This is a genomic window from Aeromonas popoffii, from assembly GCF_000820025.1.
Taxonomy (GTDB): Bacteria; Pseudomonadota; Gammaproteobacteria; order Enterobacterales; family Aeromonadaceae; genus Aeromonas; species Aeromonas popoffii.
In genome coordinates, this window is sequence record NZ_CDBI01000030.1 from 1 (window position 1) to 17,808 (window position 17,808).

The window sequence follows — 17,808 nt, forward strand, 5'->3', positions numbered from 1 at the left end:
GACCAGCCCTGCGAGCTGATGGTGTGGTACCACGGCGAGCTGCAACGCCGGGTATGCGGGGTAGTGAGCGACTTTGCGCAAGGGGACAGCGGCTTTCGCCGCACCCGCTATCAGCTGCACGTCAAACCTGCGCTGTGGCGATTGGGCCTTCGCCAAAACTCCCGTATCTTCCAGGCACAGAAGCCTGATGAAATCCTCTCCATTTTGCTGCAAGAACACGGCATCACCGACTACGCCTTTGCCCTGAAAAACGAGCACGCCCAGCGCGAATATTGCGTGCAGTACCGCGAGACCGACCTCGATTTTGTTAACCGCCTCGCTGCCGAAGAGGGGCTGTTCTACTTCCACGAATTTGAAGCAGGCAAGCATCGCATCGTGTTTGCCGACGATGCAGCTGCATTGACCGCTGGCCCTGAGCTCTTCTTTAACCTCGGCAACCGTTCGCTGGAACAGGGCGCCTATGTGCGCCAGTTCCACTACCGCGAATCGGTGCGCCCCTCAGAGGTAGAGCTCAAGGACTACAGCTTCAAGACCCCGGCTTATGGCCTCTCCCAGAAGAAAATGGGGGCAGAGCTCGAGCACCAGCGCGACACTTACCAGCATTTTGACTATCCGGGCCGCTACAAGCAGGACGGCAGTGGCAAGGCGTTTGCCCAGCACCGGCTCGATGCCCTGCGCAATGACGCGGTCAGCGGCAGTGGCAAGTCCAACAGCGCAGCCCTCTTGCCGGGGCAAAGCTTCTCGCTGACCGAACACCCGAACGACAGCCTCAACACCGACTGGCAAATTGTGCGTATCAGCCATACCGGCGAACAGCCACAGGCGCTGGAGGAAGAGGGCGGCAGCGGCCCGACCGTTTACCACAACGAATTTGGCGTAGTGAAAGCGAGCACCACCTGGCGGGCGCGTATGGGCAGTCCCGAGATGCCCCACAAGCCGATGGTGGATGGCCCGCAAATCGCGATAGTGGTGGGCCCGGAAGGGGAGGAGATTTACTGCGACGAGCATGGCCGGGTAAAACTGCAATTCCCGTGGGACCGCTACGGCAGCTCCAACGACCAGAGCTCCTGCTGGGTGCGGGTGAGTCAGGGCTGGGCCGGTGGCCAGTACGGCATGATGGCGATCCCGCGCATCGGCCACGAGGTCATCGTGAGCTTTTTGGAAGGGGACCCCGACCAGCCCATCGTGACGGGCCGCACCTATCACGCCACCAACCGACCGCCTTACGAGCTGCCAGCCAACAAGACGCGCACAGTGCTGCGCACCGAGACCCATCAGGGGGAAGGCTTCAACGAGCTGCGTTTTGAAGACCAGGCGGGGCAGGAAGAGATTTACATCCACGGTCAGAAAGACCTGAACGTGCTGATAGAGAACGACGCTGCTTGGCATATCAAGCATGACCAGCACACCGACATCGACAACGAGCGGGTGACCCGCATCAAGGCCAACGACCACCTGACGGTGGAGGGTGAGAAGCGCGACCACATCAAGGCGGATTACTCCCTCACGGTCGATGCTTCTCTGCACCAGAAGCTGGCCCAGTCGCTGCTGGTTGAGGCTGGCCAAGAGGTCCACATCAAGGCCGGTAACAAGATTGTGCTGGAAGCAGGCTCCGAGCTGACGCTCAAGGTCGGCGGTAGCTTTGTGAAGGTAGACCCCAGTGGGGTGACGCTGGTTGGTCCCACTATCAAGATGAACTCAGGCGGCAGTCCCGGCTCGGGCTCCGGTTGGGCGGGCCAAATGCCGGGCTTGCCGGGGGTGGTCAAAGTACCACCCGCTCCACCAGCGACTATCCCGGCAAGCGCCATTCAAAAAAGCATGGAGTCCATGGCACCGCTGGTGAAACCCTGCCCCTTTGCTCAGGGAGGTAAGGCATGACCTTTCAAGAGTGGCGTAGCCAACATCCCGGCCAACTATTTGCCATCGTCGATGCCGCGCTAGATACCTCTGCAGTGGCGGACTACTGCAACCAGGGCGGTGCTAATGCCATCCCCTTGTTTGCCGGTACCGCTTTTGCAGACCAAGCCGAACAAGGCCCTTGGCTACTGCCCAACCCCGCTCCCGAGTTTATTGCCGCTCACCCTCAATTGGGGGGCGTATATGTCGCTAGCGATGCTGCTATCGACGTCGTCCTGCAGCACTGGCAAAGCCTGATTGAGGTGGCCTTCGAAGGTGAGGTGATGTGGCTGCGTTATGCCGACAATCGAGTCTTTCCCAAGATGCTGGCCACCATGAGTCAGCAGGAGCTCGATGATGTACTGGGGCCTTGCTCAAGCCTGTGGGCCAACGACAGTGCGTGGCAGCGCACACCTGATACCGAATTTACTCCCCGCCAAGCCCCCTGGTTGCGCATTCAGCCTCACCACCTGACGCCGCTGTATGACGAAAGCCGTCACGCCTACATCCTCTCTCGCCACTTCTGGCAACGGATGGAGGATATGATGGTGCGTCATCCCAATCCGGAAGCCGCCATTACCACCGTCCTCAAGCAGGCCAATCAAGCTGGGCTGGCAGGTGACGTCCTTGATGGCGTGGTGGCTGGCGCTCTCACACTGCAGGCAAGCATGGCGCTAGATGCCATCAGAGCGCCATTGATGCTGACCGACGACGAAATGGCTCAGGTGAATAACTGGCTGAACAAACACCCTGACTTGATAGGAGCCGTGTAATGGCTATCAGTGCCCACTGCATCCCCTGCGAGAAGAACAACTGCTGGATTGAGATAGACGTTCGCGATGAACAGAGCCGCTCGTTCAAGGGGCAAAAAGCCACCTTGACCGATGCCACCGGCACCAGCAAAACCGTGACCCTGAAAGACGGTCCAACCCTGGTACAAGGCTTTGCGGTGGGGCCGGTGACGGTCAAGCTGGAGACCCAACCTTGGCTCAAAGTTGCTCAGTCCCGTGAAGCCCTGAAAGAGGGCGAAACCAGCCAGGTTCCCGCCTACACCGAGAAATTTTGGGGGCACTGCGACGTGAAGCGCGAGCATGTCAAAGTGACCACCGGCGACCTCTGCCTCAGCGACCCAGAACAGCCGCTACCGGAAGCGCACAAAGCCGGGGCCCAACCACCGCGCTTTATCACCAAGCACTCCTACGTGATTGAAGTGAAGGGCTATCAGCTCACCACCCTGCGTATCGGGGTGTTCTTTGATGGCACCGCCAACAACACCTTCAAGCACAGGGAAGGGAAAAGTGCATTGGAGACCGCCTTGGCGCAATGCAGCCCGGAAGAGCAGCAGGTATTGCTGGAGCAGTGTTTTGAAGGGGCGTTGCCTGATGATCTTAATAACAGCGAGAAAAACGACGTCACCAATATTGGCAAGGCACATGAACTGTATAGACGGCCAACCGAAACAGAGCTGACAGTAGCGGTATATGTTGAAGGTATTGGCACTGCCAAAGGTGAGGATGACGCCACAGCAGGGTTGGGGGCAGATAAGGGCCAGACCTCCAGCGCTTCCCGTGTCGAAGAGGCTTGTCGTACTCAAATTGTTGCGGAGATAAAAGAACAACTTGAAAGCATATTGCCCACCATTGAGTGCATCCATAAGGTCGAGTTCGATGTTTTTGGCTTTAGCCGGGGCGCCTCTGCTGCTCGCCAGTTTGTAAACCGTATCGATAAGAAAGGGGACCACCCACTGGTGGAGGCCATGGCTGCTGACCCCGATATCCCCCTGAAGACCGGCTTTGATTGGGCCAGCCGCGATGATGTGCGTATTCAGTTTGTCGGGTTATTTGATACCGTGGTCAGCTCCTATCTGTGGGGTAAACGTAATGTGGCGCTGACCCCTGATTGTGCTGAACGAGTGGTGCATATTGTGGCGGCTGACGAGTGGCGCTATCACTTTGACTTGACCCGTATCACCGACGATGCCGCAGGCACCGCACTCGCGGAGAATTTTACCGAAGTGATTATTCCCGGCGCCCACTCTGATATCGGTGGCGGCTATTACAGCCGCTGGAGTTTGCGTGATCCCAACTACGCATCACCGCTGATCACTGAAAACTGCGTGATCGCGACCTTCAATACCGATGCGATGCCACATGTTCATCCCATCGATGCCCAAGCATATCGCGATGCCAGTGCTTATGCCAAGATGCGGGCTGGGCAAGGCTGGGGCAAGGGCGTTGTGTCTCTGGCTAGCCATAGTGATGCCACTCAGCTTGGTTATCTGAATGTGCGTCCCAGGGCTCTGGGGCCGATCACGGGCAGTCAATCTGGGGGGCATAGAAATATCTGCGTCGATGTGGTTCTGCACCGGGTGGTGGAGGGGGAATATTCACGCATACCGCTGCACATGATGGTGGAAGCGGCGCGGGATGCTGGAGCGCCATTTATAGAGTGGGACCCCACTCGACGGGATTTGATGATGAACAGCGCTCTTTCATACCCCACAGTGAACCTGGCAAAACTCGATGAACTCTGGGTTGATGCGGCCAAACGGCGCGGAGAGGTGATCAACTTGGCTCGACGCTTACCTGACGAGATGTACCAAAAGTTGCGACTGAGTTACTTGCACTACAGCGCAGATACCGGGTTAGTCAACAAGCCCAATAGGGTTGGTGACAAAGAGATCCGCAAGCTGACGGGTAATGAAAAGGGAGGTTATTAATGCGCTGGATACTCTTATTGCTGCTGTTGCCGTTAGTCGCAGCCTGCCAAGCTGCCCCCACAGACCTCAAACAACTGGACTGGCGCCATATGGTGGGTTCGAACGCTGATGAGTTATGGGTGACGGAGGTACTCTTTTATCGTCAAGGTAAGTTGGTGGATGCCTCGACCAATGGTTCTGCCGGTTTTGTCGGCCCTAAAGCTCTTAAGGCCAAAGATTATCGCTGGCGCATTGGCAAGGGGCGTCGTGATATTCACCCCGCTCCTGATAAGGTAGAGGTAGAGTGGATTTCATTCCATGATAAAAAGCGCTATCGCATTAGCCTAGCCTTGCCAGCAGAACTGGAACGCATGATTGCGCAACCTTATCGCATCAAGGTGAGGGATGAATGGCGTGAGGTACGTCGCGATAACATTGGCTTAGGTATGGCCACAGGCGGCTATGTGGAAGCATTTTTAACCAACGCCAAAGTGAAGCCTGATATCTTGCTGGCCAGGGGGATTGCTAAAGAGGTTACTGATGACCCTTATGATCAACGTTACCCTCTATCCAGTCAGTTTAAAAATGCTTGGGCACGTTTTGACAAAGATTACACGGATGCCTACAAGCAATATCCCCCTCCCAGTGGTATGGCTTGGGCTCCGATCATGGACGCCTATCGCGCAGCACAGCCTAAGACGGATACTGACCCAGTGCAATGATGAAGCGCTTCAGTTTAGGGCAATTGCGCAAATGTGACGAGTCGTTACTACCTTACCGGTTTAAGCGCGGAGTTTGCGGCCAGTGGCGGTACCGGGTGTAACGGAGCCCCGTCGAGTTAGGCTCGGAGTTGCCGCTATCAGAGCGATGAAGCATGGGTTGTGTCAGGGAAACCACGGCATTGTTGATGTAGAGAGCCACCTGGTGAGCACAGCTAATGGCCAGGGAATGGCGCCGCATGAACAGAGCCCACCAGGTGGCAGCGAGGATAATAGCTGACTTAGGTTAGAGCATGCCTCCCAAATCATGCGGTCCGATTAACGTCAACCAGATATACCCTCTGAACCCAATACACTTCGCGCCTTATTCATCTATTTGGAATCAGTCAGAATGGCCACCTTTAGGTACCGTTGTTAAGGCGGCGAAGTAAGACTCGACCAGTTATAAGTCCAAGGTGCAGTCGAAAAGTACTGTGATCTTCGTCTGAGAGGCCGGGATGCGATCCGTCGGTATGAAGCATCTTGAACAAACCATTCAGGTAATTCTTTCCATCACTAGTCCATTCATTCCTGCTGATGGACAGAAAACCTTGTCCTGCAAGCCAAGCTCGATGATTCTCGCTTGAGGATAGTTCGGTAGCCTTCTGCAGATCAATGTTCGAGGCAATTTCACTGATTAAGCCTTCTAAGTAGGTACGAATTTGACTGTTTGCCGCGGCCCAATCGCCACGCGTATGTGCGTCAATTGCTTGATCCAAGTGTCCTAATGGCATGGTGAAACCGAATTGCTTTAGCAATTAATGAATTTCGTCATCGGTTGCAGGAAGATCAATTTCACCAGGCAATGCTGCGCGAAGTAATGGCGATTGTGTGTCAGGATCCCAAGACACAACATAGCCATCAAGTGCTAGCCCTCTTAGCAGTCTATCTTGCGCTCCATTTGAGTTAGATGATCTGGTTACATTCACCGCCTCGCGTACCGCGGCTTCTGCTAGAGTCACCGTGCCGTCTAGAGTGCTGACGATCTCTGTCGCGCGCTGGTTCACGATACGTGCCAGTAAGGCACTCTTTGCCATAACACTTTTCTAGGGCCCTTGGGCAATATTCTCGTCTAGCCCCAGTCGTACCGTAAGTAGATCGAACTTTGCCTGAGTCAGTGTTATCCCAAGAAGTTCGATTGCAGCTACAATAGTTGGGCGAGTAAATGGATGTTCTTTCATCTCTTTCTAGGTCCTTTCAATTATCGGGCGACCACGTGACAGAACTCGGCTACATCACTTGAATGTCTAGTAATTACAGGCTGCATTCCTTGCAAGAGTCTCGTCATACTCCGTGACACCGTTTAAATTTGAGACCGGAACCGCAAGGACATTGCTCATTTCTGCCAATTCTCCCAAATAAGCCTATAACTGCAGATTTTGGTTTCTGAGTGATGGGCCTAGTCGGAGTGGCAAGTCTAGCTTGGTAGGCTAGCCGGGCTATGTATTTTGACTGGTTTTCAATTTCCGTCCGTTGGTCTCCAGTTAGTCCTTCAATATAAGGTGCCAAAAGCTGCATTTCCGCGCCAGCTTCATCGTGTTGTCCACAAAGGGCAAGTATTACCGCATACTGACTTCGGACCTGAATTAATCGATTCACTAGACCTTCTCTATGTACCACTGGCAGCACGTGCTGTTCCATGACCTCCCGAGCACCTACATAATCTTCTCTAGCAACAAAATCATCAGCCAGATCCTGTCCTACCCGAACCATAGAGTCTGCAGCCTGAACCATATTGTAAAATTTCATAGAATGAATACGAGCGAATGGAGATATTTTCCTCTGAGCATCCAGGGTTCTAGCGTAAAGCTCAAGGGCATCTGCAAGATGTTTAATATGCTCTTGTACATTTTCTGTCTTATTTATTATCTCCCACAACACATCTGCATTTTTACCTATTACATCATCAGGATTAATTCCGATTATACGATAATAATCGCCTATTATTTCTTGACACAAAACCTCTGCGTCTTTGTGTTTCTTCAGCTTCCACAGAGCAATTGCATAGTTATAGTCAAAAATACGTTTATGATCGGTATCTGGTAGTTTGTAGCGAAAATCTTTCACAAGCTGTTCAACTTCGTTGGCATTACCAACATCGGCTAAAAACAAAATCTTCTTCATTACATAGGCAATTTCCTCGCTATGGCCAAGCTCATTCTCTGCGAGTAGCACCTCCATAGCTTCAAATCGCTGATAAGCTTTATCAAAATTCCCTTGCCTAAATTCAGAAAAAATAATTCCATCTAAAGCCCAGAATTTATGAACAGGGTCCAACGCATCTGATTTTAATGCGTTTTCAAGGCTTGCCATTATGTCTACAGTGATTCCCATTTCATGAAATAGTTCCTCACCTGAAAGAGAAATAAGCGCCATGGCATCGTTGAGCCTGATGAAAACCTGCGTTAACAAGGAGAACCTTGAAGTGTCGCGAGTTTCATGAAGACTTGTGATCAACAGGTCCCTTAAAGCTAACAATGCATTGTTAGTCACCTGAGGGTTCATTAGCTCCAGATGTTGTAGACCTAATGCTCTTATGGCGTCATGGACTTTCATTGTTTGATTGCCAAATATTTCTATATTACCCGTGACTCGCATTTTTTTTATTAGTATAGCTGCAGCACTTTTTGAAACATTAAGGGACTTAACTAGGAGCTCAGAAACTTCCTCACGACTTAACCCTACGTCAGCCAAGCTAAATAATGCTAGGGAGTCTTGAACTAATTCGTCTAATGCCCTATAAACACGTGTAAGAATCACTTCCTGTGCAGTCTCAACACTATTCTCTTGCTGTTGAAGTTCGGCGCAAAGTGCGTCGATGTCACCATGGTAGCCTGAGACTGCAATCTTGGATGCGCTTTGGATATATAGCGGTAGACCCCCTGTGTAGGCTCTCAGTTGTTCATATCCCAGGGCTGTGCCAAAACCGCCCAGTTCATCCACTGCAGCGGCCACTGTATCAATGTCCCAACCTAGGAGCGTTTCGCGCTGGAGATCCAACACAGCTTCTAGTTCACGAACATTGTCATGGGGTTGGCATAGCAGGACAAAGCGTATGTTGGTCGCCGCATTCAGGACATTACGCAGGTTCTCTACAGGTATTCGATGCGCATTATCCAATACCAGCAACAGTGTGACGTTCTGCTGTTTTAAGAATGAGTCGAACGTTCTGAGAGCTTCATAACCACTGGAACCAGGAAGAAGGATCTTGCGCAAGCCATCCCGATCTTTGCTTGCAAACTTTGCAGCTAGTTCACGTACCAGTGTGCTTGCTAATGCGGGTCCCGGCAGGTCACCTACATCATAGTAAGCACACAAATCCGTACAATGTACTGCTGCTTGTGCCGCCCACGCTGTCTTTCCTGCACCAGATAAACCACAAATGATACGGACATGGGCCTCAGATGTAAGTGACGGCTCCATTTTTTGCGGTCTATATAAAATTGGAGGTGTGGGGAAGTCCTGTAGCTGAACTATTAACTGTTCAAATAATGCTGGAAGATCGTTTGCGTGGAATAAGTGTTCTCTGTTTAGGACGCTTCCCGTAGCGGCAAGTTGTACCAGCCCTGCTAATTTCCACACTAAGGATTCTGGAGATAACATCGAAAAATTCAGTTTTTCCGCTTCAGTGACACACCAAGTTGCAGCATCAAGCAGCGTCAACCAGGCGGGTGGGAGATCCAGAAAAGGCTCTGCAGGAGAATGTGGGGATAGGAAAAAAACATCAGGAGGCAGTTGATGTTCATCGATTGCTTTCTGAAGTTTAGGACCAGGTGCTTGGTTGGCCACGATAACAAATAAAGCTTCTCCTTTGCGTCTCTTCTCATTATGTTCTTTTCGTATTAGTTCGAAGCGCCCCAGAGCTCCATCAATATCACTGGGTATTATCGCGTTAGAACGAGTTTTGACCTGCACATAAATATGTCGTCCCCCAGCAACAAGCTCTATATCCTCATCAAGTTCAATCTGTACTATATCTATAGCAAGCTTAGGCGCCAATAATAGACAGCCAACTGCATACAAATGCTGGTATAAAAACCCTCTATGTACAGCTTCAATGCGAGTTAATTGAGCGGAATCCAGTACAGCTAAAGCCATTTTATCATTTTCGTTTTGCATTTCCTCACTCCTAAAGGTCACCATAGTGATGAACAACACATTAACACCAACAGGATGCATTCAGGAACTATCGAATCCACTCAATGATATATCTGTGCTTGATGTTGCACTTAAAAATGATTTTGAGGGTTAACTGACTAGATTCTCCAAAATCTGATCCATCTCTGGCATATCGTTGCGCTCGCTATCCATCAAGTACCGGAGCGTTTCCTTGGCTTCTTCTCGGGCTCGTGGCCGCAGCTCGGCTAACAGGCCAAAGACAAACCACTCTCGGGCATTCGACGCCATGCTGTTCTCGTAATCGCCGCTGCTATCTGAGGCCCGGCGCAGGCGGTAGAGATCATCCCAGTAGGTCAGCTCGTGCAGGCAGTCACTCAGGGTATGCGGCATCAGCTCAGGCAGGGCCTTGAACCGTTCGGCCACCCGCTCTGGTGGGTAATCCCATTTCACTTGTTCTACGGTGCGCAGGGCCTCCAGGCAAAATGCCTCTGCCTGAGTATCATTCCACAAAGCATCACCGAACCGCTTCATGGCCTCTGCTTCATTGGCTCGCCGCTCCATAGTCCGGTCGGCAAGATCATCAAGATTGGCAAAGCCGATACTGCCAAGGCCCGCCATGACATGCCCGGCACGGAGCACCAGCCATTTTCCGTATCGTGTTTCCAGTTCATCGAGTGGGGCGGTGATCCGCTCTGCAGCTTCCATGGCTTGCGCAATGCGGCCAGGGTCACCGGTCTCTATCACCTGGCGTAACCAGATCAGGGCATCAATATCTTGGTCTCCGGTTACCACCTGCTGAGGCGGTAGTTCCTGAGCCACTGGTAGGGTCTCTGTGCTCGTCAGTTGCACAGGCAAGGTGAACATGCCCCGATGCTTAGGGTTATCGGTAAAAAGCCCTGAGCGGCTGATAGAGGCCTTCACTGTGCCCAAGGATAGGCCCGTCAGAGCGGCCACCTCTTTGAGTGAATGACGGCGGCGCAGGTTGATCACTTCTGCTCGTTGCTGATTGGTCAATCTCAATGAAACCTCCAGTTCCGAAAAAGAGTGATCTCGATCGGCTGTTCGCACTCCATATATCAAAAAAACGGTGGCTACAGTGGCTACGCGGCTACAGTGCCCCTCTAGTCCGCGCCGTTGCTGGGTTTGTTGTGTAGCCACTACCCAAAAAAGTGGTGGTTACACGTGGCTACAAACCTATTTACAGCTGATCTCCATCCTTTGATGTAGCCACTGTAGCCATTGTGTAGCCACTAAAAATTAGGCTAGTGGCTACACCTCCAACCCTTGATATATAAGGCTTACAACGGTGTTTTTATATGGTGTAGCCACTGTAGCCACCATTTTTGTTTGTTCTTTCACGTGCGCGTCTGAGGCAAGAAAGAAAAGGGCCACACTCGGTGACACTCTAATGCCTGTTGGCTGGGGTGATTAATCGTCCGGGTCATCACCCTCCTCGCCCAATACCCGTTCTCCCAGCACATAGACCCTTATCCCCTTGCCTAGACCGGGTAATCTGACCTGTCGCTGTAGCCGCTTCTTGTCTTTATCGGTCAGCAGATAACCTGCCTCAAGACAAAGAAAGGCCGCGCGTTTAGGGTCTCGTCCTTTGGTGATCTCCAACCAGCCAAGGGGCAAAATATAAAAGCTCACCCCTTCGGGTTCGACCCTGCGAAAGCCCACCATGTTGACCGGGCGGTGATTGGGATCAAACCAGTCAGCAAAGCGCGAATACTGGTAGGCACTGATGAAAGCACATATCTGCACCAACGTTGCCTCATCCTCCTTGTTGCCCAGGTGCCCCCGTTCTGCCAGCCACGCCTTGAGGCAAACCCTTACCGCTCGAACCGCTTCGCCTTCCGGCCAGCCCGTCACACCTAATTTGGTAGCCAGTTCGCCTGCAGCTGCGACCAGTGCAAAGCGGTTGATCGCCCGGCCCACCTGATTCCCAGCCCCCTTGGGGGTCAGCTCGTCAGCTAGTCGTTTCACATCTGCCCGCAACTGCAGTCCATGGCTCGTCATATCGGTGGCAATGTGCTCGATAAAAGCACGAAAGGCGGTACCGTTATGCTTATCTGAGTTGGCTTTCAGGGTGTCTGCAAAGGTGCGCCCATTCTCAAGGCCATGTAGCCACTCAAAGGCGCCATGGTGACCGGTATCGCTCGGGATCTGAATAGTGCGCACCTCCATCCCTGCCTGGGTACTCTTCCCGGCACTGGCGGCATGGTCCTCAAGACTCAACTCACCCGTGGACAGGAACAGCAATCGCCATGCCTTACGCTCTCTGAGCTCGCCATCCTGTTTACTGCGGCCCTTGCCTTGGCCATTCGCCAGCATGTAGGCGGTCTGACCGGCCTCCCGACCATCGAGCTCGCCCAGTTCATCCAGGCAGAGCAGGGCATCATTGCGGCGGCTGGCAATCCCCTCGATCGCGTTACCGGTGGCCCGCCATGTCTGGCCATAGCGATCTGGGTGGCCATAAACACTGGCTGCCGCTTTCATCACCGTGGTCTTGCCGTCGGTACTCTCGCCCTTGAGGTGAAAACCACCGCCTTCCATGCCGATCAGCGACAGTAGGGGCGCAGCAAAGGCCAGTGATAGCGCAAAGCAGAGGCGGGAGTTACCCACTGCCAATGCGGCAACCCCCTGTTGCCAGTCGGCCAGGGTGCCGTGCTCGGTGAAGTCGTTGGTTGCGTATCCTGCGGTCTGCAGGATCACCCCCTCGGCATCTGGGCCAATGGCCCCTTGAGGCAGTACATAGGCTTGACCATGCCAGCCGGTACGCTCGACACAGGTAATTCGCTTCTCTGGGCGACAGGCCATCAAGTAGGCGGCTAGCCTGCGCTTGTTCCCCAGCTCGATGAAAGGCAGCCCCGCATCCAGCAGAGCCGCAAAGACCTCCTCACCATTACGCGGGACCAGTGAACGTACCGGCATGGCCCAGTGGCGCACGCGTCCTGCGCTGTCATGCCACTCCAGCAAGCGGCCATAGCCTCGGCCATGTTCATCAGCGGTCTCTGCCAGCACGCGCACAGGGCTTGATATGGGCACCAGCTCTCGACGGGCCTCATCACCTCGACCGACCAGCTCCCAGGCACAGAGGCGATCACCCTGGATCTCAAATCCCTTCGGCAGGCCATTTTTCCCAAGCGCGTCGTCATCACGCATCGGGTGAAGCGGCACCACGCTCATTTGCCAGGGTGCCTCGTGCTGGTTGGCTTCTGCGCTGAGGCTTTGCTCTAGCGCCACTACCTCCACCAGTTGCCACTGCGTGGCATTCTGGCCCTGATGGCCTTGGTATAGCTCAGCGTTAGGGGCCTGCTTCTGCAACTCCAGGATCAGGCGTTTGGCTTTCTCGGTCGCCAGGTTGCCGACTTGGTGAACGATGATCTTTCGGGTGGCATCGCTGTCGGCAATTTTGTAGAGCTTGGTGATCTCTCCCAGTTGACCAGGACTGACATGAAGCGTCTGCTCAGGCTCCACCTCTGGGTCTATCGGGTTGTCCGCCATGAGCGCGTCGTTGTGCGCTCGCTGCAGAGTGGCTCTGATATTGGCATCACGGTTGGCCTGCTCTCCGGTGTGGATCACGATGACCCCCTGATCTTGCAGATCAGCAAACTTGAGAAAGGAGTTTGCCACCGAAGCCGTGGCAGGAGCCTTACGGGAGGGGGAGCTTACAGCTCCCGGGTGTGTAGTGGTCATTGCGTCGCCCTCCCGTTGTACTCGCTCGCCAGCTCTGCCATCGGGTCTTTGCCCTCATTGAGCATCTGCCGCACATCAGCGCAGAAGGCGCAGTTCATCTGGTCCATCACCAGCGCCCCCAGTGCGGTTAGTGTCCCGTTAACCACCATATGACGCAGCATCAGCAGGGCATCAGCCAGCCCCTGCTTGGCTCCGGCATGTTCAAGGTGAGCAGCCACAATGTTGTTGTGAATGGCCAGTATCTGCGTGCCCAAGGTCAGAGGGAGGCGTACATCAAGGTGGACAAACTCAGTGCCTCGGGTAGCCAGGTAGGCTTGGGCGAGCTGATCCACCAGCTTGTTGATATCAGTCATGGCAACCCCCTGTTGCATTGCTCGCACCCTGCTGCTTATGGGCCTTGGTTACCCGCTTGAACAACTCCCGCAGAACCAAAGGGCGCAGTGGATAGCGCGATAGTTCACGCCACATACGGCTATTAAGGGCGGTGATCAGTTGATTACTCATGGCTTATCTCTCCCTGCAAAACGGCAACCAGCTCATTAAACGACCGGTCATCTAAACCGGCTTTGAGCGCTCGAGCCTCTTTGGCGGTGACAGCCACCGCGGCCCCATGGGTCTGCTGAATAAACAGGCCTCTCTCTTTGCTTGTGGCGAAGGCACTCAGGCTACCTTGCTGTGAACGCTTTCCGGTTCTGGAATGGGTGGGGCCGATGTAAATCGGGGGATTGCTGCCGTTAGCCCATGCAAAGTAGGTCATGACAGCACCTCCTGGCAGAGGGTGGCTTCAATGCGCAGGGCATCGAGCAATGCGCCAAATTGCGCTCGCTCTTGGCAACAGAGGTCGGTTTGCTCGAGGGTGTCGGCGAATTGTTCAATCAGGATGTTTAAATGGGAGGGTGGGGTCATGTGGTGGTTCCCCCGATGGGAATACGCGACACAAACACCAGGGGGAGGTCAGCATGATTGGCTCGGGCTAGCGCCTCGGAGGTGGCAATGGTGCGGATATAGCGAAGGACTGCCAGGCGACGAACGCCATGGGTGATCAGGAAGGTGAACGTTTTGAATACAACGGGGATGGGGACAGTAGCCATGATGGCAGCCTCTATTGTCGATAGGTCTTCACTACCGACCAGAGTTCCTACGCTCATGGTGGTAGCCCGAACGGGGGTAGGAATACCGGCGACAATAGAAACCGGCCAGCCTTGCGGCTGCCCCGCCCGAGCCACCATAACGCTGTAGATACCGATCGCCAGGTAGGCGAGCAGTACCCAAGTAAATGGGGGTCGAGCACCGACAAAAAACCACGCAAGCGCGTGGGTCGGCGCTATCGTCTTAACCGGGTTCCTACGCCCGGCAACGGATTTTGCCGTTGCGTGGAGAATCGTACTCTGTTGGACGCTGTGGGACAAGAGAGGATGGCGGATCATGCTCGGCCCTCCTGCTCAATTTTGGCCGTCAGCATCACGGCCAGGTGAGCCTTGCGCTCGGCAAATGGCATCCCGGCATCAATCAGGGTCGCATTGCTGCGCTCCAAATATGCGATCTGCTCAAGCTGGTGAGAGTTCATGTGCTGGCGTACTTCCCGGCAACCACCATGCAGCTCGGACCAATGCTTGGCATCCAATCCCAGCACCAGCCGATTGAGCATGTTCAGTTCGTTGCTGTAGTGATGAGACTTGGTCTCCTTGCCTGCATTGATGCGGGTAAGCTGCAGTGCCCGACACATCAGCCTATGGTAGTCCTTGGTCACCTCTCGTTGCGCTTGCCGGTGGGCTAACGCGGCTGCGTGTTGCTCGGGAGCCACTATGGATAAGCGACGTTCACAGTCGATGAAGTAACGACGGGCACGGCGGCCCTCGTCGGTGCGCTCGACCATGGACAGCTCTTTGGCTACATCGAGGGTTAGGGCGTACTCCTTTTGTGGGCGACCTCGTTTTGATTTTTCCCCGGTTTCGGGGAAAAATCTGACGAAATCCACACCCTCGATGAAGCCGTATTCAGCGATGCGTTCTTGTACCCAGGTTGAGAAATCACGGCCCACCGTCAAGAAGTCATGAAGCTCCCGGGCACTGACCGTGTTCACCTGCATACCTCCTATGTCCCACTTGGTCAGCGGTAACCACTTGGCCAGGGATAGCTGAGCCTGTTGGCTGAGTTTGGGCAAGGCTTCGCCCTGGGCAGTGAGCCCATATTGTTTTTTCATGGCATACCTCGGGGTTAAGCGGCTGGGGGTAAAGGACTGACTACCGGTGTACGAGCGCACAGGATGGCGGCGTAGTCATCGGCCAGCGGGGCAGCCTGGCGCTGCTGGCGCCAGTAGTTGATCAGGCCCACCAGCTTGTTGGCTTGCTCACGGTCTGCCAGCCAGTAGCGCTTGAAGCAAGTAGTACCGCCACCGCTGTGCTCGTGCGTAAAGAACGCATCGAGGATGCAGATACCGTGTTCGCGGCGCATCAGGCAGATGCTGTTACGCAAGTTGAGATCATGCAGACCGGCCAGGCCTGACAAGGCGCTGACCCCCTGGACTCCTTGCTCCAGCAGGTGTGTGGCGACCAGTTCATACTTGGTGATATGCTGGCCTCGCTCAAGCAGGGTCGTGCCGTTCGCGGTACGGCCTTTTTCTTTTTGCATACCCGACTCCTTAAGCTGCGTTGCCTTGTGAGTTAATCCATTCGTGAACCTCTTCACTGCGCCATGCAGTCAAGCGAGGCCCTAACTTGATCGGCTTGGGGAACTTGCCTTCTGCGACCATCCGCCACAGCGTTGATTTACTGAATGGCAACGGGCCAACCTTATCGCCAGTGGTCACAAGCTGTGCTTCTCGAACAAATCCCTCTTTTGGTAATGCCATTTGGTGTACTCCAGAAATGAAAAAACCCGACACTGTGGTCGGGTTTTAGGGGCTATCAATGAGTGGTAAGTCGGTGAGCTGGGTTTGAACCTCCAATGCAAAAACCCAGCACAATGGCTGGGTTCAGATACAAAAAAGGCCTGTTCTCGAGAGAACTGGCCATGTTGGGAGAATCCTAACGTTGGTGTGATAACGAGTCAAGCAGTTGCTTAAAGTTTCACCACACCTCTCTTCTCTAACCCCTATTGAAATTCACCGGACGAATATTCCCGCCCTGTTGTGATTCGTAGAAGTCGGCCAGCCATTGCAGGAGCTTACGGCGGTCATCCAGATACTCAGCCCGGTGATATGCAGCCCTCACCTTGTTACGCTCAGCATGAGCAAGCTGACGCTCTATAACGTCAGGGTTGAAACCTTCCTCATTCAAAGTGGTGGACGCAAGGGCCCTAAACCCATGTGGAGTAGCAATCCCCATGTACCCCATCCGCCCCATGGCATAACACAGGGTATTTTCACTCATAGCATTAGTCAGCTTGCGCTCACTCGGGAACAGCAGTTCACAATGCCCAGTCACCTGGCGTAGCTCCTCAAGTACGGTAAGTGCCTGTCGGGAGAGAGGCACTATATGGGGAGCTCGCATCTTCATGCGCTCGGCCGGGATCCGCCACTCGGCACGCTCGATGTCGAACTCATCCCAGCGAGCGAAACGGACCTCACCAGGGCGGGTCATCGTCAGTATCAGTAGATGGAAGGCTAGACGGGTTGCGGGGTTCAACGGCTCAGCCGCCAAGCGCCGGTAAAATTCCGGCAGTTCAGCCCGCGGTAATGCTGGCCGGTGTTCCTGCTTGGTGGCCCTGAGCGCCCCTTTCAAATCCTGGGCCGAGTTGTAGCTGGCCCGCCCAGTCTGGATGGCATAACGCATGATTGAACTGATCCGCTGCAGTACCCGTCCAGCGGTCTCGGTGGCCCCCCTTCCCTCTACCTTGCGCAGAGCATCCAACATCATAGGGGCGGTCAACTCAGTAACCGGCACCAGCCCCAGATCAGGGAAGGCATCAACCTCCAAGGACTCTATCACCCTCTTGGCATGTCCCGGGCTCCAGCGAGCTAGCTGGCTTTGATGCCACTCTCTAGCCACTACCTCAAAACTGTGTTCGCTGGCGAGTCGGCTAGCAATCTTGCTCTGCTTACGAGCAAGACTGGGGTCGATACCCTCTGCCAACAACCTGCGAGCATCCTCTCGCTTAACTCTTGCCTCTTTCAGGGAAACCTCTGGGTACACCCCCAACGCCAGCACCTTCTCTTTGCCACCGAAGCGGAACTTGAGGCGCCAATACTTCCCAGACGAAGTGATCAGCAAGAATAGGCCTTTTTCATCAGCCAGTTTCTGCTGCTTGCCATTGAACTTAGCTTGTCGAGCGGCGGTATCAGATAGCGGCATGGGGGTATCTCCCGTTTGAACTTGGGGTACATGGCACGCGCTGGAGGGATAAGCCACGGTTCACAGACCAGAAGTGGCGGGGGCTAGCGGCAAGTAGGGGTACTTTCTAGCCCCCTTTAGACTTCTACCCCCAGAGATCCCCCCAAATATGGAGGGATGTGGTGAGATTGTATGATACGACGAGGAACAACAAAAAACCCGCAAAGCCTTACGCTATGCGGGTTTCTGGTCTGCCGTGAGACGGCATGAATCTGTTATATGGTGCCCGGGGTCGGACTCGAACCGACACGATTATTCATCGGCGGATTTTGAATCCGCTGCGTCTACCGATTTCGCCACCCGGGCA

Annotated in this window: 17 protein-coding genes and 1 tRNA gene; 4 read left to right on the forward strand and 14 right to left on the reverse strand. The window is 54.1% G+C overall.

What is annotated here, in order from left to right; translation table 11 throughout:
* The 4 genes from BN1129_RS06195 to BN1129_RS06210 form a co-directional block, all read left to right on the forward strand.
* A partial coding sequence (locus BN1129_RS06195) for a type VI secretion system Vgr family protein (RefSeq protein WP_042035216.1) occupies window positions 1–1,878 on the forward strand: 1,878 nt, incomplete at its 5' end.
* Complete coding sequence (locus tag BN1129_RS06200) at window positions 1,875–2,669, forward strand: DUF4123 domain-containing protein (RefSeq protein WP_042035217.1); 795 nt, start codon at window positions 1,875–1,877, stop codon at window positions 2,667–2,669. The genes BN1129_RS06195 and BN1129_RS06200, both read left to right, overlap by 4 nt.
* Window positions 2,669–4,615, forward strand: coding sequence for a T6SS phospholipase effector Tle1-like catalytic domain-containing protein (locus BN1129_RS06205; RefSeq protein WP_042035219.1), 1,947 nt, complete (start codon window positions 2,669–2,671; stop codon window positions 4,613–4,615). Before BN1129_RS06200 ends, BN1129_RS06205 begins: the two co-directional genes overlap by 1 nt.
* On the forward strand, window positions 4,615–5,316 hold the full coding sequence (locus tag BN1129_RS06210; RefSeq protein ID WP_042035221.1) for a DUF2931 family protein: 702 nt from the start codon (window positions 4,615–4,617) through the stop codon (window positions 5,314–5,316). The genes BN1129_RS06205 and BN1129_RS06210 overlap by 1 nt, the downstream gene beginning before the upstream one ends.
* Window positions 5,317–6,110: 794 nt before the next feature.
* Here BN1129_RS06210 and BN1129_RS23970 read toward each other — a convergent pair.
* From BN1129_RS23970 to BN1129_RS06265, 14 genes are all read right to left on the reverse strand, one after another.
* Complete coding sequence (locus tag BN1129_RS23970) at window positions 6,111–6,389, reverse strand: hypothetical protein (protein ID WP_209418479.1); 279 nt, start codon at window positions 6,387–6,389, stop codon at window positions 6,111–6,113.
* Between the two features lie 247 nt (window positions 6,390–6,636).
* A complete protein-coding gene (locus BN1129_RS06215; RefSeq protein WP_042035318.1) occupies window positions 6,637–9,471 on the reverse strand; it encodes an SEC-C metal-binding domain-containing protein in 2,835 nt (944 codons plus the stop codon).
* Window positions 9,472–9,600: 129 nt separating this feature from the next.
* Window positions 9,601–10,491, reverse strand: a complete 891-nt coding sequence (locus BN1129_RS06220) for a hypothetical protein (RefSeq protein ID WP_209418480.1) — start codon at window positions 10,489–10,491, stop codon at window positions 9,601–9,603.
* Between the two features lie 408 nt (window positions 10,492–10,899).
* The gene (locus tag BN1129_RS06225) at window positions 10,900–13,170 is read right to left on the reverse strand and encodes a DUF927 domain-containing protein (protein WP_084204589.1); all 2,271 of its coding nucleotides are present in this window, start codon (window positions 13,168–13,170) and stop codon (window positions 10,900–10,902) included.
* Window positions 13,167–13,523: a hypothetical protein gene (locus BN1129_RS06230; RefSeq protein ID WP_042035321.1), complete on the reverse strand. Its 357-nt coding sequence runs from the start codon at window positions 13,521–13,523 to the stop codon at window positions 13,167–13,169. The genes BN1129_RS06225 and BN1129_RS06230 overlap by 4 nt, the downstream gene beginning before the upstream one ends.
* Window positions 13,516–13,674, reverse strand: coding sequence for a hypothetical protein (locus BN1129_RS23155; protein WP_157013280.1), 159 nt, complete (start codon window positions 13,672–13,674; stop codon window positions 13,516–13,518). Before BN1129_RS23155 ends, BN1129_RS06230 begins: the two co-directional genes overlap by 8 nt.
* Window positions 13,667–13,927 (reverse strand): hypothetical protein, encoded by a 261-nt coding sequence (locus BN1129_RS06235; protein WP_042035222.1) that lies wholly within the window; start codon window positions 13,925–13,927, stop codon window positions 13,667–13,669. The genes BN1129_RS23155 and BN1129_RS06235 overlap by 8 nt, the downstream gene beginning before the upstream one ends.
* The gene (locus BN1129_RS23160; protein WP_157013281.1) at window positions 13,924–14,076 is read right to left on the reverse strand and encodes a hypothetical protein; all 153 of its coding nucleotides are present in this window, start codon (window positions 14,074–14,076) and stop codon (window positions 13,924–13,926) included. Before BN1129_RS23160 ends, BN1129_RS06235 begins: the two co-directional genes overlap by 4 nt.
* Complete coding sequence (locus BN1129_RS06240) at window positions 14,073–14,597, reverse strand: host cell division inhibitor Icd-like protein (protein ID WP_042035223.1); 525 nt, start codon at window positions 14,595–14,597, stop codon at window positions 14,073–14,075. The genes BN1129_RS23160 and BN1129_RS06240 overlap by 4 nt, the downstream gene beginning before the upstream one ends.
* A complete protein-coding gene (locus BN1129_RS06245) occupies window positions 14,594–15,373 on the reverse strand; it encodes an antA/AntB antirepressor family protein (RefSeq protein ID WP_042035224.1) in 780 nt (259 codons plus the stop codon). Before BN1129_RS06245 ends, BN1129_RS06240 begins: the two co-directional genes overlap by 4 nt.
* A gap of 14 nt (window positions 15,374–15,387) precedes the next feature.
* Window positions 15,388–15,801, reverse strand: a complete 414-nt coding sequence (locus BN1129_RS06250) for a hypothetical protein (protein WP_042035226.1) — start codon at window positions 15,799–15,801, stop codon at window positions 15,388–15,390.
* 10 nt (window positions 15,802–15,811) lie between these two features.
* Entirely contained in the window at window positions 15,812–16,021 is a 210-nt protein-coding gene (locus tag BN1129_RS22320) for a helix-turn-helix transcriptional regulator (RefSeq protein ID WP_084204590.1), read from the reverse strand.
* 235 nt (window positions 16,022–16,256) lie between these two features.
* Window positions 16,257–17,462: a tyrosine-type recombinase/integrase gene (locus BN1129_RS06260; protein WP_042035229.1), complete on the reverse strand. Its 1,206-nt coding sequence runs from the start codon at window positions 17,460–17,462 to the stop codon at window positions 16,257–16,259.
* Between the two features lie 259 nt (window positions 17,463–17,721).
* Window positions 17,722–17,807, reverse strand: a tRNA-Leu gene (locus BN1129_RS06265).
* Window position 17,808: the final 1 nt, after the last annotated feature.

Excerpts from the sequence above, each read along its gene's own strand:
- BN1129_RS23155 (WP_157013280.1), bottom strand. The coding sequence starts at position 13,674 with ATGAGTAATCAACTGATCACCGCCCTTAATAGCCGTATGTGGCGTGAA.
- BN1129_RS06200 (WP_042035217.1), top strand. The coding sequence starts at position 1,875 with ATGACCTTTCAAGAGTGGCGTAGCCAACATCCCGGCCAACTATTTGCC.
- BN1129_RS06230 (WP_042035321.1), bottom strand. The coding sequence starts at position 13,523 with ATGACTGATATCAACAAGCTGGTGGATCAGCTCGCCCAAGCCTACCTG.
- BN1129_RS06245 (WP_042035224.1), bottom strand. The coding sequence starts at position 15,373 with ATGAAAAAACAATATGGGCTCACTGCCCAGGGCGAAGCCTTGCCCAAA.
- BN1129_RS06240 (WP_042035223.1), bottom strand. The coding sequence starts at position 14,597 with ATGATCCGCCATCCTCTCTTGTCCCACAGCGTCCAACAGAGTACGATT.
- BN1129_RS06250 (WP_042035226.1), bottom strand. The coding sequence starts at position 15,801 with ATGCAAAAAGAAAAAGGCCGTACCGCGAACGGCACGACCCTGCTTGAG.
- BN1129_RS06225 (WP_084204589.1), bottom strand. The coding sequence starts at position 13,170 with ATGACCACTACACACCCGGGAGCTGTAAGCTCCCCCTCCCGTAAGGCT.
- BN1129_RS22320 (WP_084204590.1), bottom strand. The coding sequence starts at position 16,021 with ATGGCATTACCAAAAGAGGGATTTGTTCGAGAAGCACAGCTTGTGACC.
- BN1129_RS06215 (WP_042035318.1), bottom strand. The coding sequence starts at position 9,471 with ATGCAAAACGAAAATGATAAAATGGCTTTAGCTGTACTGGATTCCGCT.
- BN1129_RS06260 (WP_042035229.1), bottom strand. The coding sequence starts at position 17,462 with ATGCCGCTATCTGATACCGCCGCTCGACAAGCTAAGTTCAATGGCAAG.
- BN1129_RS23160 (WP_157013281.1), bottom strand. The coding sequence starts at position 14,076 with ATGACCCCACCCTCCCATTTAAACATCCTGATTGAACAATTCGCCGAC.
- BN1129_RS06210 (WP_042035221.1), top strand. The coding sequence starts at position 4,615 with ATGCGCTGGATACTCTTATTGCTGCTGTTGCCGTTAGTCGCAGCCTGC.
- BN1129_RS06235 (WP_042035222.1), bottom strand. The coding sequence starts at position 13,927 with ATGACCTACTTTGCATGGGCTAACGGCAGCAATCCCCCGATTTACATC.
- BN1129_RS23970 (WP_209418479.1), bottom strand. The coding sequence starts at position 6,389 with ATGGCAAAGAGTGCCTTACTGGCACGTATCGTGAACCAGCGCGCGACA.
- BN1129_RS06205 (WP_042035219.1), top strand. The coding sequence starts at position 2,669 with ATGGCTATCAGTGCCCACTGCATCCCCTGCGAGAAGAACAACTGCTGG.